This is a genomic window from Nocardioides zeae (assembly GCF_030818655.1).
Lineage (GTDB): Bacteria > Actinomycetota > Actinomycetes > Propionibacteriales > Nocardioidaceae > Nocardioides > Nocardioides zeae_A.
Map to the genome: position 1 here is coordinate 540,505 of NZ_JAUTAN010000001.1, position 14,055 is coordinate 554,559.

Consider the following 14,055-nt stretch of genomic DNA (forward strand, 5'->3'; position numbering starts at 1 on the left):
GCGTCAGCCCCCGAAGCCAGAGTCCATGATGCCGATCACCGCCGGGCCCATCACCGCGATGAAGAGGCACGGGAGGATGAGCAGGATCAGCGGCACCGTGATCTTCACGGGCACCTGCTGCGCCCGCTTCTCGGCGTGCTGACGCCGCTTGACCCGCATCTCCTTGGACTGGGTGCGCAGCACCTGGCCGATGGGCACGCCGAAGGAGTCCGCCTGCACGAGGGCGCCGACGAAGGACTGCAGGTCGTCCACCTTGCTGCGGTTCGCCATGCCGCGCAGCGCCTCGGCCCGACTGAAGCCGAGCTGCATCTCCCGCAGCACCCGGGAGAACTCCTCGGCGACCGGCCCGGTCGTGTTGCGGGCCACCTGCTGCACGGCCGCGTCGAACCCGAGGCCCGACTCGACGCTGATGGTGAGCAGGTCGATGGCATCGGCCAGGTCACGTCGTGTGGACTCGGCGCGGTCGTAGGCGCGCTGGTAGAGCCACATGTTGGGGGCGAAGAAGCCCGCGGCCGTCAGTCCACCGAGGAGCAGCACCAAGATGGGGAGCCCGGGCGTGGCCAACAGAACGAGAAGGAGGGCCGCGATGAAACCGACGATGCCGCCCACCACCTTCGCGGAGGCGACGCGGTCGACGGTCCACCCGGCCGGGCTGCCGGCCTGCTCGAGCTTGCGCTGCCAGCGCTGCGCCGAGTCCCCGCCGGTGAGGCGCCGCCCGAGCCGCGAGAACCGGTTGAGCAACGGGGTGACGACCCGCTCCTCGAACGACCGGTCGGCGTCCTGGCGGAGCTCCTCCGGCGCGTTGCCCAGCGCCTCGAGGTAGGCCAACGACCGGTTGAGACCGCCCGTGGCCTCGGTGCGGCTGAGCGCCATCCACGCGATGACGAACGCGCCGACGAGCAGCAGCGCCCCGAACACGGCGATCACGACCACGGCGTCACACCTCCACCTTGACGAGCCGGCTCATCCAGAACACGCCAGTACCCAGCAGCACCCCGGCGAGGCCGAGCATCACCCACCCGCGGGGGTCGGTGAACATGGGCATCACGTAGTCCCGCTGGGTCAGCACGAGGTAGAGCACGAAGGCGGGGGGCAGGCCGCCGATGATCCACGCGGAGAGCTTGCCCTCGGCCGCGAGCGAGTCGACCTGGCGCCGGAGGTACTCCCGCTCCCGCATCGTCGCCGCGACGGTGTCGAGCAGCTCGGCCAGGTTGCCGCCGACCTCGCGCTGGATGCGGATCGCCATGACGACCCAGCCGAAGTCCTTGCTCTCGTAGCGCTCGGCGACGTCGGCGAGCGCCACGTCGAGGTCCACGCCCAGCCGCGTCTCGACGAGCACGCGCTTGAACTCGCCCGCCACGGGGTCGCGGCCCTCCCGCGAGACGGTGTCGCACCCCTGGGCGAGGGAGAGGCCTGCGGCCAGCGAGCTGGACAGCAGCTGCAGCGTGTCCGGCAGCGCCGCGTTGAAGGCCTTTCGGCGCTTAGACCGCTGCCGCCCGAGATAGAACCAAGGACCGACCGCACCCAGCACGAGGAACAGCAGCTCGATGAGCACGTTCCCGCCGCCGAGCAGCAGCCCGAGCAGCCCCACCACGAAGAAGACGCCGAGGTGCACGAGCAGCCACTCGGCCGGCTTCAGCGCGCTGCCGGCGCCCTCGAGGCGGGCCGCGATGCGGGCCTCGAGGCCCTGGTTGCGCTTGAGGACGTTGGTCGCGGCCGCCTTCGTGGTGGCGAAGGGGTCCTCCGCGCCCTTCGTCTGCGCGGGGCGTGACGGCCGCGCGGACACGGTCTCGGCGTACGTCGTGACGCGCTCGGCGGGGGTCAGCGCCGCCGGCCGGCGGGGCACCGCCAGCACGAGCACCGCGACGAGCCCGAGGGCACAGACGGCGACGCCGACGTAGAGGCCCCAGGCGGGGATCGCGAGGGTCTCCGTGCTGGGGGCGGCCACGAGCGGCGCGGAGTCCGCGGTCGTGGCGCTGCCGAGGTCGCCCAGGGGTGCCTCGGCCGAGGCCGCGAGCGGGCCGGCGGCGGACCCGATCGTGACGGCGATGGGCGCCGTGGCGCCGTCGACCCCGGCGGGCACCTCGACGTCGAGCACCAGCTGGGCCGCGATCGCCTGCGCCTGCTCCGAGAACACGGCGGTGAGGCTCTCGGGATCGGCGGCGACCACCTCGCCGCTGCCCGCCGCCGCGAGCTGGCCGAGCGCGGTGGCGGGGGAGTCCTCGTCGAGGGCGACCGCGTCGAGCCGCACCCCTGCGTCCTGCAGCACCTGCACGGTCGCGGCCAGGTCACCGCCCACGCTGTCCTCGCCGTCGGAGAGGAGCAGCACCTGCCGCGCCCCCTCGGAGCCGGTGAGCGTCACCGCGGCCTGGACCCCGCCGTACAGCGCCGTGTCGGCGTTCATCTCGAGGTCGCTGACGGCGGCCTCGGCGGCGGCGCGGTCCTGGGTCGGCTCGAGCACCGTCTGCGCGTCGTCGTCGAAGGTGACGACGCCGACGAAGACGTCGTCCGGGACGGCCGCCAGGAACGCGAGGGCGGCGGTCTCCGCCGCGCCGATCCGGTCGTCCTCCTGCATGGAGAGGCTGGTGTCGATGGCGAGGACGGCGGTACGGCGCACCTGGTTCCCCGCGACCGCGGCCGTCGTCGGCGCGTCCTGCCCGTCGAGCGTGACCCGCACGTCGTCGAGGTCGGCCTGCACCCCGTCCGGGAGGGACACGAGCACCCGCAACGACGACTCGCCCGGCTCCATGAGGTCGATCGACACCTCGCCCGGCTCGGCAGCGAGGGCGGGGGCCGCGGCGTACCCGCCCAGGAGGAGCGCGCCCAGCAGCGCACCCGCCCGTGCGGCTCGGGGAGTCCCGGTCCGGCGACGCATCACGGCCGGTCCAGCGCGAACACCATCGGGTCGACGGTGACGTTGTGGTAGGCCATCTTCTCCAGGAACTTGGGGCGCAGGCCCGTCGAGCGCAGGCGGCCCAGGGAGCGCCCGGCCGCGTCGAAGCCCGCGCCGTGGTCGTAGACGAAGACGTCCTGCAGCGTCACGACCTCGCCCTCCATCCGCTCCACCTCGGTGATGTGCGTGATGTGGCGCGAGCCGTCCTTGAAGCGGGTCTGGTGGACGATCAGGTCGATCGCCGACGCCATCTGCTCGCGGATGGCGCGGATCGGCAGGTCCATGCCCGCCATGAGCACCATCGTCTCGATGCGCGAGAGCGTGTCGCGCGGACCGTTCGAGTGGGCCGTCGCGATCGAGCCGTCGTGGCCCGTGCTCATCGCCTGCAGCATGTCGAGCGCCGAGGCGTCGCGCACCTCGCCGACGATGATGCGGTCGGGGCGCATGCGGAGGCTGTTCTTGACGAGGTCGCGGATGTGCACCTCGCCCTTGCCCTCGATGTTGGGCGGCCGCGACTCGAGCCGCACCACGTGGTCCTGCTTGAGCTGGAGCTCGGCGGCGTCCTCGATCGTCACGATGCGCTCGTCGGACGGGATGAACGACGAGAGCACGTTGAGGGTCGTCGTCTTCCCGGCGCCGGTGGAGCCCGAGACGATGATGTTGAGACGGCCGCGCACGCAGGCCTCGAGGAAGTCCGCGGTGCGGGGCGTCAACGAGCCGAACGAGATCAGGTCGTCGACGGTGAACGGGTCGGCGGCGAACTTCCGGATCGTCAGCGCCGAGCCGTCGATCGCCAGCGGCGGCACGACCGCGTTGACGCGGCTGCCGTCGGGCAGGCGGGCGTCGACCATCGGGCTCGACTCGTCGACGCGACGGCCGATGCGGGACACGATCTTGTCGATGATGCGGCGCAGGTGCGCCTCGTCGGTGAACACGGTGTCGACCGACTCGAGCCGACCGCCGCGCTCGACCCACACCTGGTGGGGACCGTTGACCATGACCTCCGAGACCTCGGGGTCGCGCAGGTAGGCCTCGATGGGCCCGTAGCCCAGGATCTCGTCGCTGATCTCCTGGGTCACCCGCAGGCGGTCGGCGCTGCTGAGCGGCCGCTCCTGCGCGGACAGGACCTCCTGGAGCACCACCTTGACGCGACCCTCCAGGTCGGCCTGGTCCATCTTCGCGTCGTAGAGCTGGGGACCGAGCTGCTGCAGGAGCTGGCCGTGGACGCTGGCCTTGATCTCCTCGATCCGGTCGGCCTGCTGGGCCGCGAGCACCTTGCGGGGACCCGACGTCGACGCGACCTCCGCCTTGGGGGGCAGGGGGCGGTGCCGCCCGACGGTCTCGCCGGCCCGGCCCGCGGACGGCACGGGCTTCGCGAGCGACGGGGCCGCCGGCTCGGGCGTCGCGCCCAGCGTGCCGACCGAGCGGGCGATCGTCGCATCGAGGATGGCCTCGGGTGCCGGCGGTGCGGGCTCCGGTGCGGGGCCAGAAGCCGCCGCGGGCGCCGGCTCGGGCGCGGGCTCGGGCGCGGGCTCGGGCGCGGGCTCGGGCTCCGGGGTGGGCTCCGGCGCCGGCGGGGGCACCGGAGCGGCAGCGGTCTCCTCCGCCTGGCGGCGGGCGGCGGCAGCGGCGAGTCGTTCGGCGAGCGTGCTCATCAAGGTCACCTCCGGCGACGGAAGAAGCCCCCACGCTCCTCGCGCGGGTTCTGCGGGGTCGTTGCTTTCATCGTCGACACCGGGGTGGGTGCCGCCGGGGTCCCGGACAACCGGGTGGCGAGCTGCTGGAACTCCGCGCTCGAGGCGTGGTCGGGCTTCGCGGCGACGATGGGGCGGCCGGCGTTGGTCGCCGCGGCGATCTCCACCGACGTCGCCACCTGCGCGGCGATCCGCAGGCCGAGGATCGCCTCGACCTTCTCCGCCCCGATCCCGACCTCGTCGTCGGCGCGGTTGAGGAGCAGGTGGCGGTGGCCCTGGGCGATCCCGAGCGCGTCCATCGTCTCGAGGGCGACCTTGACGTTCTTCAGGGTGGGTACGTCGAGGGTCGCGACCATCACGCACTCGTCGACCTCGTCGAGCGCCGTCAGGGTCAGCTCGTCGAAGGCCGGCGCCGTGTCGATGACGACGAAGTCGAAGTTCTCGGCCAGCACCCGGAGCGTCCGGGCCACGAGCGTGGGCGTGATCCGGTCCCGCGCGTCGGGCGTGCTCGGCGCGGCGAGCACCATGAGGGAGTCCTCGTGGCGCGTGAGGATCGGCTCGAGCAGGTGGAAGTCGAGCACGTCCTCGCTGCCGATCGCGTGCTCGATGGAGTGCGACGGGAAGAGCTGCAGCGTGATGGCCACGTCGCCGAACGCCAGGTCGAGGTCGACCAGGCAGACCTGGCGCGCACCGCGGTCGGCGAGCGCCAGGGCCAGGTTCACGGCGGCCGTCGTCTTGCCGACCCCGCCCTTGGGGGAGAAGCAGGCGACGATCCGGCCCTGGCGGGCGGCGCCGCCGGGTCCACGCAGGGCGATCCACAGCTGGTAGGCGCGCTCGACGGCGCCGCTGACCGCCGCGAGGTCCCGCGTCGGCACGACGTCGCGGACACCGGCGTGCATCGCCTTCGTCAGCACGTCGGTGTCGACATGGTCGCGCACGACGACGACGCTCACGGTCGGCCGGGTGAAGCGGAGGGTCTCGCACACCTCGAGCGCGACCGCGAAGTCGACGCCGGGGCCGAGGACCGCGACGTACTCGTCGGGGCGGTTGTCCAGCCAGGCGGCGAGCTTCTCGGTGGTGTCCATCCCGTGGCCGCCCGGGGGCAGGGCGGTCAGGAGGTCACCGAGGACCGAGCTGTCGGGGTCGACGACGACGGGCATGGTCTCCTCGCTGGGGTCGGGGGGATGGGGAGGTGGCGCTCAGGGCGTGGTGATGCTGCCGAGCGACACGGTCTGGCCGCGCGTCAGCTCGACGCCGTCGCCGCGCAGCACGAGGGACATGACGGCGTCCTGGCCGATCGCGCTGGTCAGGTCGAGCGCCTCGTCCGGGGTGAGCGCGAGCGTGACGATCGTGTTCTCCACCTGGTCGGTCGAGCCCTCGGCGGTGCCCTCCCCGGTGTCGGTCTCGTCGAGGCCGCCGGAGCTGCCCACGCCGAGCACCTGGGTGTCGGGGATGAGCACGATGCCCGCGCCGGTCTCGAGCACCGCGAGCAACGCCACGTCGTCGCCCGGGTTGGCGAAGCCGGCGACGCGGCCGGCGTCGTCGAGCTCGACGGCCTGGGCGACGCGCCCCTCGGGCACCGGCAGCACCACGCCGGTGCGCACCTCCTCGGCGAACTTCGCCGTGGTGACCTGCTCGCCGGGCGCGATGTCCATCGCCGCGAGCTGCCCCTCGAGCTGGCCGGCCGTATCCACGGTGACGTAGCCCTCGAGGAGCTGGCCCTCGGGCACGTTGGCCCGGACGATCTTGCCGGTGTTGAGCGCGTCGTCGAAGGTCTCGCCGAGCTGGATCGGCTCGGCGGCCTTGTAGACCTCCACGGTGTCGTAGCGGGCGTCCGCACGGGCGTCCGCGCCGCGGGCCCACACGAAGACGAGCACGAGGCCGAGGGCGGCGACCACGGCCGCCACGATGAGGAGGACCCTGCGTCGATCCATCGCTGCTGCACCTTTCAGGCGGGACGTCCTTCGGGGAACGACGCGCCTCCGGTACCCAGCGCAGCCAGGCAGCGTCGACCGTCCCTCCCGATGCAGCACCCTGCACGATCCGCGGACCGGGAGCGGCGCAATCTCGACGATTCGCCCTAAGTGCACCTATTGGTCTAGACCAGTTCGCTGACCTGGGGCGACTCTGAGGCCATTGCGGCAGCCTCCGGCCAATCTTGCGGTGGCCTTGAGGTCGGCGGGCGCGGTCAGGCGCCGTACAGGGCGTCGACCTCCGCGCGGAACTCGCGCATGACCACGTTCCGCTTCAGCTTGAGGCTGGGGGTCAGCTGACCGGCCTCCTCGGTCCAGTCCACGGGCAGGATCGTGAACTTGCGGATCGACTCCGCCTTCGACACCGCCTGGTTGGCGTCGTCGACGGCGGACTCGATGGCGGCCACGAGGTCGGGGTCGTCGACGAGGTCCGCGACCGTGCCGGTCTTGCCGTGGGCGGCGGCCCAGGCCGGGAAGGACTCGGGGTCGATGGTGACGAGGGCGCCGATGAAGGGCTGGCCGTCGCCGACGACCATGCACTGCGAGACGAGGTGGTGGGCGCGCAGGCGGTCCTCGAGCACGGCGGGGGCGACGTTCTTGCCGCCTGCGGTCACGATGATCTCCTTCTTGCGGCCCGTGATGCGCACGAAGCCCTCGTCGTCGACCTCGCCGACGTCGCCCGTGCGGAACCAGCCGTCGGCGTCCAGCGCCTCGGCGGTCGCGTCGGGGTTGCCCCAGTAGCCGCGGAACACCTGGCCGCCGCGGAAGTGCAGCTCGCCGTCGTCGGCGACGCGCACGCCCGTGCCGGGCAGGGGCCGGCCGACGGTGCCGATCTTGACCGCGTCGGACAGGTTCACGGTGACGGCTCCCGTGGTCTCCGTGAGGCCGTAGCCCTCCAGCACGACGAGCCCGATCCCGCGGTAGAAGTGGCCCAGGCGGTCCCCGAGCGGCGCGCCCCCGGAGACGGCGTACCCGCAGCGGCCGCCGAGCGCGGTGCGCAGCTTCGCGTAGACCAGCTTGTCGAAGACGGCGTGCTGGAGCCGCACCGCGAGCGAGGGGCGGCCGTTGTCGAGGCCGCGCGAGTAGGCGATGGCGACGTCCACCGCACGGTCGAAGATGCGGCCCTTCCCGTCCGCGGCGGCGTTCTGCGAGGCGGTGTTGTAGACCTTCTCGAACACCCGCGGCACCGCGAGGATGAAGGTCGGCTTGAAGACCCCGAAGTCCCGCACGAGGTTCTTGATGTCGGCGGAGTGGCCCATCCGCGCCCGCCGCTTCACGGCGCCGACCTGGATGATGCGGGCGAAGACGTGGGCCAGCGGGAGGAACAGCAGGGTGGAGGCGCCCTCGGCGAAGAGCTCGTCCAGCTCGTCGACCGCCACGCCCAGCTCGAACATGAAGTTGCCGTGGGTGAGCTCGCAGCCCTTGGGGCGCCCGGTCGTGCCGGACGTGTAGATCAGCGTGGCCAGGTCGCCGGGGGTCGCCGCCGTGCGGCGGGCCTCCAGCTCGGCGTCGGGGACGTCGGCCCCCAGCGCCTCGAGCGTGGCGACGGCCCCGTCGTCGATGCCCCAGACGTGCTGGAGCGCGGTCGCCCCCGACCGGGCGGCGGCGACGCGCTCGAGGTGCTCCGCGGTCTCCGCGAGCACGGCGACGGCGCCGGAGTCCGTGAGGATCCAGGAGATCTGGTCGGCCGACGAGGTCTCGTAGACGGGCACGCCGACGGCGCCCGCGAACCAGATCGCGTAGTCGAGGAGCGTCCACTCGTAGCGGGTCTTCGACAGGAGGGCCACCCGGTCGCCGGGGGCGACCCCGGCGGCCACGAGCCCCTTCGCGACGGCCCGCACCTCGGCGAGGAAGCCGCTGGCGGTCGTGTCGACCCACCCCCCGCGCCCGTCGGGGCGGCTGAGCACGGGGGCGTCCGGCGCCTCGGCGGCGTTGCGGACGACGTCGTCCGTCAGGTTGCCCGTGCTGGGGATCTCGATGGTCAACGGGGTGGAGTACTCGCGCACGAGCCGCACGTTACCGGCCCGCGGGCGGGCGGAGGTCGATCCGGTACGCTCGCCGAGCGTCGGCCGGCCCGGTCGAGACACCCAGGGGCAGTCCCCGAGCGCGCGGAGGTCGCAGTGGCAGAGCAGACGTCGTCCACGATCGTGATCGACGCCCCTCCCGCCGAGGTCATGGCCGTCATCGCGGACTTCCCGGCCTACCCGCAGTGGGCCACCGGCATGAAGAGCGTCGAGGTCGTCGAGCCCGGCGCGGCGGGGGAGCGTCCCCGCAAGGTGCGGTTCGTCCTCGACGTGGCCCCCATCAAGGACGAGTACACGCTGGCCTACACGTGGCACGGCGACACCGAGGTCACCTGGGTGCTGGACCAGGGCGGGATCCTGCGCGCCCTCGACGGTGCCTACACGCTGCGCGACCTCGGCACCGGTTCCACCGAGGTCACCTACCGCCTCGCGCTCGAGGTCACCATCCCGCTCATCGGGATGCTGCGCCGGCGGGGCGAGAAGATCCTCATCGACACGGCGCTGAAGGGCCTCAAGAAGCGCGTCGAGGGTCTTGCCTGACCCTCGCGTCCTCCTCCTCACGGGCAAGGGGGGCGTGGGCAAGTCGACCCTGGCGGCGGGCACCGCCGCACTCGCCGCGCAGCGCGGCCTGCGCACCCTCGTGCTCTCCACCGACGCGGCCCACTCCCTCGCGGACGCCTACGGCGTGCCCGTCGCGGCGGAGCCGACGGCGGTGGCCGACGGGCTGTGGGTGCAGCAGGTCGACGCCCAGCTCCGCTTCGAGCAGTCGTGGGCCGAGGTCCAGCGCTACCTGCTCTCGGTGCTCGACGTGGTCGGCGTCGACCGCGTGGCCGCCGAGGAGCTCACCGTGCTGCCCGGCGCCGAGGAGGTGCTCGCCCTGCTCGAGCTGCACCACCAGGCCCGGTCGGGTCGCTGGGACCTGCTCGTCGTCGACTGCGCCCCCACCGCCGAGACGCTCCGCCTGCTCGCGCTGCCGGAGGCCCTCGGGTGGTACATGCAGCGCATCTTCCCGACCCAGCGCACCCTCCTGCGGGCGTTCAAGCCCGTGCTGGGCCGCGCCGCCGGCGTACCCATGCCCGGGGACTCCGTGCTCGACGCCGTCGAGCGGCTGCACGCCGACCTGCGGGACGTGCGGGACCTGCTGACCGGGCCGACCGCCTCGGTGCGGGTGGTGCTCACCCCCGAGCGGGTCGTGCTCGCGGAGGCCCGGCGGGCCTACACGATGCTCTCGCTCTTCGGCTACCGCGTCGACGGCGTCGTGGCCAACCGCGTCTTCCCCGGCGACGGCGCCGATCCCTGGCGCGCCGGATGGGTCGCGGCGCAGCGCGAGGTGCTCGCCGAGGCCGCGGCGTCGTTCGAGGGACTGCCGCTGTGGCGCTCGGAGTACCGCACCGCCGAGCCCGTCGGCCCCGAGGAGCTCGCCGGCCTCGCGGCGGAGGTGTACGGCGCGGACGACCCCGTCGCGCCGCCGAGCGGCTCCGGGCCCTACACGGTCGAGCTCGCCGAGGGCCGTGCGGAGATCGGCCTCGCGCTGCCGCTGGTCGCGCGGAAGGACGTCGCCCTCGCCCGCAACGGCGACGAGCTCGTCGTGACCGTCGGGTCGTATCGTCGCCTCCTGACGCTGCCGGCGGGCCTGGCGCGGATGCGGATCGCGGGCGCCCGCGTGGAGGACGGCCGGTTGCGCGTCCGCTTCGAGGAGCGGCCGGCCCAGCAGCCGGGAGAGCGATCGGGAGAACGGTCGGGAGAGAGAGTCACGTGAGCAGTGCGGACGGCACGGGCGAGCAGGAGCAGGTCGGCTCGGTGGGCGAGGAGGCCGCCAAGCTGATCGGCGCGCTCGCCGACTGGGCGAGGGAGCACGGCGGCGACCTGGGGCACGGCGTCGCCGACGCGGCCGCCGGTGCGGCGTCGGCCGCGGCCGCGGGTGCCGCCGGTGCGGCGTCGGCGGTCGACGAGCACCTCGCGACGGGTGCGCCCGAGTGCACCTACTGCCCGATCTGCCGCGGTGTCCACCTGCTCCGCGAGTGCGCGCCGGAGGTGCGCGACCACCTCGCCTCGGCGGCCGCGTCGCTGATGCAGGCCGCCGCCGGGCTGCTCGCCGCCGCCAGCACCCCGCCGCGCGGGGAGCGGACCTCCCCGTCGCAGCGCGCGGACGGGGTGGAGCGGATCGACCTCGACGACCTCGACGACGGGGAGCCCTTCGGGTTCCCGCAGGGAGGCCCCTCATGAGCCTGGCGTGCGGCATCGACATCGGCGGCACCAAGATCGCCGGCGGCGTCGTCGACGACGACGGCAACGTCCTGGCGCGGCTGCGCGCGGAGTCGCCGGCCACGAGCAGCGCCGCCATCGCCGACACGGTGGTGGGGCTCGTGCGCGAGCTGTCCCGTCACCACCCCGTCGACCGGGTCGGGGTCGGGGCGGCGGGCTTCATCGACGCCGGACGCTCGACCGTGCTGTTCGCCCCCAACCTGGCGTGGCGCGACGAGCCCCTCGGCGCCGAGCTGTCCACGCGCCTGCGTCTGCCCGTCGTCATCGAGAACGACGCCAACGCGGCGGCGTGGGGCGAGTTCGCGTTCGGTGCCGGCCGTCACCACGCCTCGGACCTGCTGCTCGTCACCGTCGGGACGGGCGTGGGCGGCGGGATCGTCGCCGACGGTGCGCTCCGCCGTGGCGCCTTCGGCATCGCGGCCGAGATCGGTCACCTCCGCGTCGTGCACGGCGGCCGCCTGTGCGGCTGCGGCAACCACGGCTGCTGGGAGCAGTACGCGAGCGGGTCCGCCCTCGTCCGCTGCGCCCGCGAGGAGGCCCGGGGCTCCCTGCTCGCCCGCGCGCTGGTCGACCGCGCCGGTGGCGACGTCGACGCGATCACCGGCCCGATGATCACCGAGCTGGCCGCCGCGGGCGACCCGTTCTGCGTCGAGCAGCTCTCCGACCTCGGCCGGTGGCTGGGCGAGGGCATCTCGTCCCTCGTCGCCGTGCTGGACCCGGGCGTCGTGGTGGTCGGCGGCGGCGTCTCCGCGGCGGGTGACCTGCTCATGGGCAGCCTGCGCGAGACCTTCCTCCGCACCCTCAGCGGCCGGGGGCACCGGCCCGCGCCGGAGATCCGCCTCGCGGAGCTGGGCAACGACGCCGGGATGATCGGCGCCGCCGACCTGGCCCGGCGGTGACCGCACCGTGAGCGAGCCCGGTCCCGTCCACGTCGGGGTCGACGTCGGGGGCACGAAGATCCTGGCCGGGGTCGTCGACGCCGCGGGGGCCGTGCAGGACGTCGCCGTGCGCCGCACCCCCGGCCGCACCAGCTCGGTGCTGCTCCTGGAGAGCACCGTGGCGGAGGCGGTCGAGGAGGTCGTCGACGGTCGCCCGGTGGCGGCCGTGGGACTGGCCGCCGCGGGCTTCGTCGACGGGGCGGGGGAGCGGGTCATGTTCGCCCCGCACCTGCCGTGGCGCGGTGAGGCCGTACGGCGCCGGCTCGAGGCCACTCTCGGTGCTCCCGTGCTGCTCGACAACGACGCGAACGCCGCCGGCTGGGCCGAGCACCGGTACGGCGCGGCCCGCGGCGCCTCCCTGTCCCTCACGGTCACCGTCGGGACGGGGATCGGCGGCGCCGTCGTGCTCGGCCCCGAGACCGGATCCAGCGCCGGTTCGGGCGCCGGGTCGGGCGGTGGCGAGCCCCGCCTGCTCCGCGGCCGCAACGGCATGGCGGGCGAGTTCGGCCACCAGCAGGTCGTGCCCGACGGCGTGGCCTGCGAGTGCGGCGGCCGGGGCTGCTGGGAGCAGTACGCCTCGGGCAACGCCCTCGTCGCCTTCGCCCGCGCCCGCGTGGGGCGGGAGCCGACGGTGCTCGACGACTGGTGCGGCGGTGTCCCCGACCGGCTGACGGGTCCGATGGTCACCGACGCCGCCGCGGCGGGCGACCTCGTCGCCCTGCAGGCGTTCGGCCACGTCGGGGACTGGCTGGGGGTCGGCATCGCCAACCTGGTCGCCGCGCTCGACCCCGAGATCGTCGTCGTCGGCGGCGGGGTGAGCGCGGTCGGCGACCTGCTGCTCGACCCGGCGCGCGCCGCCCTCGGGCGCTCGCTCGTGGGGGCGCCGCACCGCGTCGTACCCCCGCTGCGGCCGGCCGCGCTGGGGCCGGAGGCGGCGATCGTCGGCGCGGCCGCGCTCGCCGCTGCGCGATTCGGAGGCTCTCCGGCCGCTCGTTAGACTCCACCGGCGCCCGCCCGGCGTGGACCGGCGTCGACCGGAGCCGATCGGCGGGCGCGACACGAGCCGGACGGGGACGGAGCGAGCATGGCGATGTGGCACGAGCGCGGGTTCCGCGTCCTCGTCGTCGCGTCGGTCGCCGCCCTGGTGGCCGCGGTCGGGATCGCCCACGCCTCCGCCGAGGACGGCGCCGCCGGCGCGATCGACGCGGCGCTGCACCGCACCGGCGAGACCCCCCGCACCGACGCCTCCGGCGCCGCCGGCACGACCCGCGGCGACGCGGTGGCCCGCCAGCCGCGGATCCTGCTCGTCGGCGACTCCATCACGCAGGGCATGACGGGCGACCACACGTGGCGCTACCGCGCCTACGAGACGCTGGTCGCCCAGGGCGTCGTGCCCGACTTCGTGGGCTACCGCACGGACACGGTCGACCCGGTCACCAAGGAGCGGCTCGAGGACTACGCGGATCCCGACTTCGACCGCGACCACGCCGGCGTCGCCGGCATGACCGCCACGGACCCCGAGTACGACGTGGTGGGTCTCACCGCGGCGACCCGGCCCGACCTGGTGGTCGTCTCCCTCGGCGTCAACGACGCCCTCCAGGGCCACGACCCGGACGTCGTCGCCGCGGGGCTGCGCGCCATCGTGGACGACGTGCGCTCGGTCGCGCCGTACGCCGACCTCGTGCTCGCCGAGCAGACCACCACCTGGCTGGCGGGCGTGCCCGCCATCAACGAGCAGATCCGGGCGCTCGCCGCCGAGCTGACCACGGAGCGGTCGCGGGTGGCGCTCGCCCGGGTGCCGGAGGGGTACGACGCGGACGACGACACCTGGGACGGGATCCACCCCAACGCCGTCGGCGAGATCGCGATCGCCCACGAGGTGGTCGCGGCGTTGTCGGAGCTGGGGTACGCCGAGAAGCCGCCCACCGTGCACGACCTCCCCGCGCCGGGACCGGACCGGTCGGTCGAGGGCGCGCGCGTCGTCGACCGGAGCCCCACGAGCCTGCGGCTCGCCTGGTCGCTGCCGCGCGGCATCACCGAGGTCCACATCGAGGGTCGCGACCTCACCACCGGGGGCCGCTGGACGCCGTTGGCCACCTCGGGGTGGGGCGCGGAGGAGCAGCTGCTCGAGGGGTTCGCCCCGGGACACTCCTACGAGCTGCGGCTGCGCCCCGCCCGCGGCACGGCCCTCAGCGACGAGCGGTGGACCACCGAGGTCACCGGCCGCACGCCGACGAGCTGACCCGGCTGATCGTGCCGGCGGACGGG

At 74.2% G+C, this 14,055-nt stretch carries 12 protein-coding genes; 6 read left to right on the forward strand and 6 right to left on the reverse strand.

Annotated features, from left to right (window positions below):
* Nucleotides 1-3: 3 nt before the first annotated feature.
* The 6 genes from QE405_RS02515 to QE405_RS02540 all read right to left on the reverse strand — a co-directional run bounded on the left by QE405_RS02515 (nucleotide 4) and on the right by QE405_RS02540 (nucleotide 8,566).
* The gene (locus tag QE405_RS02515; RefSeq protein ID WP_307198645.1) at nucleotides 4-933 is read right to left on the reverse strand and encodes a type II secretion system F family protein; all 930 of its coding nucleotides are present in this window, start codon (nucleotides 931-933) and stop codon (nucleotides 4-6) included.
* Between the two features lie 4 nt (nucleotides 934-937).
* Entirely contained in the window at nucleotides 938-2,875 is a 1,938-nt protein-coding gene (locus QE405_RS02520; protein ID WP_307198646.1) for a type II secretion system F family protein, read from the reverse strand.
* Nucleotides 2,875-4,548: a CpaF family protein gene (locus QE405_RS02525; RefSeq protein ID WP_307198647.1), complete on the reverse strand. Its 1,674-nt coding sequence runs from the start codon at nucleotides 4,546-4,548 to the stop codon at nucleotides 2,875-2,877. Before QE405_RS02525 ends, QE405_RS02520 begins: the two co-directional genes overlap by 1 nt.
* Nucleotides 4,549-4,553: 5 nt before the next feature.
* Nucleotides 4,554-5,747, reverse strand: coding sequence for an AAA family ATPase (locus QE405_RS02530; RefSeq protein WP_307198648.1), 1,194 nt, complete (start codon nucleotides 5,745-5,747; stop codon nucleotides 4,554-4,556).
* A 39-nt stretch (nucleotides 5,748-5,786) separates the two neighbouring features.
* The gene (gene cpaB / locus QE405_RS02535; RefSeq protein ID WP_307198649.1) at nucleotides 5,787-6,521 is read right to left on the reverse strand and encodes a Flp pilus assembly protein CpaB; all 735 of its coding nucleotides are present in this window, start codon (nucleotides 6,519-6,521) and stop codon (nucleotides 5,787-5,789) included.
* Nucleotides 6,522-6,775: 254 nt separating this feature from the next.
* Complete coding sequence (locus QE405_RS02540; RefSeq protein ID WP_307198650.1) at nucleotides 6,776-8,566, reverse strand: AMP-dependent synthetase/ligase; 1,791 nt, start codon at nucleotides 8,564-8,566, stop codon at nucleotides 6,776-6,778.
* A gap of 114 nt (nucleotides 8,567-8,680) precedes the next feature.
* On the opposite strand from QE405_RS02540, the gene QE405_RS02545 reads away from it, so the two are divergent.
* From QE405_RS02545 to QE405_RS02570, 6 genes are all read left to right on the forward strand, one after another.
* The gene (locus tag QE405_RS02545) at nucleotides 8,681-9,124 is read left to right on the forward strand and encodes an SRPBCC family protein (protein WP_307198651.1); all 444 of its coding nucleotides are present in this window, start codon (nucleotides 8,681-8,683) and stop codon (nucleotides 9,122-9,124) included.
* Nucleotides 9,117-10,343 carry an ArsA family ATPase gene (locus QE405_RS02550; protein ID WP_307198652.1) on the forward strand — a complete coding sequence of 409 codons (1,227 nt, stop codon included), beginning with the start codon at nucleotides 9,117-9,119 and terminating at the stop codon, nucleotides 10,341-10,343. The genes QE405_RS02545 and QE405_RS02550 overlap by 8 nt, the downstream gene beginning before the upstream one ends.
* The gene (locus QE405_RS02555) at nucleotides 10,340-10,810 is read left to right on the forward strand and encodes a hypothetical protein (protein ID WP_307198653.1); all 471 of its coding nucleotides are present in this window, start codon (nucleotides 10,340-10,342) and stop codon (nucleotides 10,808-10,810) included. Before QE405_RS02550 ends, QE405_RS02555 begins: the two co-directional genes overlap by 4 nt.
* Nucleotides 10,807-11,748, forward strand: coding sequence for an ROK family glucokinase (locus QE405_RS02560; RefSeq protein ID WP_307198654.1), 942 nt, complete (start codon nucleotides 10,807-10,809; stop codon nucleotides 11,746-11,748). Before QE405_RS02555 ends, QE405_RS02560 begins: the two co-directional genes overlap by 4 nt.
* A 7-nt stretch (nucleotides 11,749-11,755) precedes the next feature.
* A complete protein-coding gene (locus tag QE405_RS02565; protein WP_307198655.1) occupies nucleotides 11,756-12,784 on the forward strand; it encodes an ROK family protein in 1,029 nt (342 codons plus the stop codon).
* 87 nt (nucleotides 12,785-12,871) lie between these two features.
* Entirely contained in the window at nucleotides 12,872-14,029 is a 1,158-nt protein-coding gene (locus tag QE405_RS02570; protein ID WP_307198656.1) for a GDSL-type esterase/lipase family protein, read from the forward strand.
* The last annotated feature ends 26 nt before the right edge of the window (nucleotides 14,030-14,055 follow it).

Coding starts and splice junctions, on each gene's coding strand:
- QE405_RS02570 (WP_307198656.1), top strand. CDS start 12,872: ATGGCGATGTGGCACGAGCGCGGGTTCCGCGTCCTCGTCGTCGCGTCG.
- cpaB (WP_307198649.1), bottom strand. CDS start 6,521: ATGGATCGACGCAGGGTCCTCCTCATCGTGGCGGCCGTGGTCGCCGCC.
- QE405_RS02530 (WP_307198648.1), bottom strand. CDS start 5,747: ATGCCCGTCGTCGTCGACCCCGACAGCTCGGTCCTCGGTGACCTCCTG.
- QE405_RS02560 (WP_307198654.1), top strand. CDS start 10,807: ATGAGCCTGGCGTGCGGCATCGACATCGGCGGCACCAAGATCGCCGGC.
- QE405_RS02520 (WP_307198646.1), bottom strand. CDS start 2,875: ATGCGTCGCCGGACCGGGACTCCCCGAGCCGCACGGGCGGGTGCGCTG.
- QE405_RS02525 (WP_307198647.1), bottom strand. CDS start 4,548: ATGAGCACGCTCGCCGAACGACTCGCCGCTGCCGCCGCCCGCCGCCAG.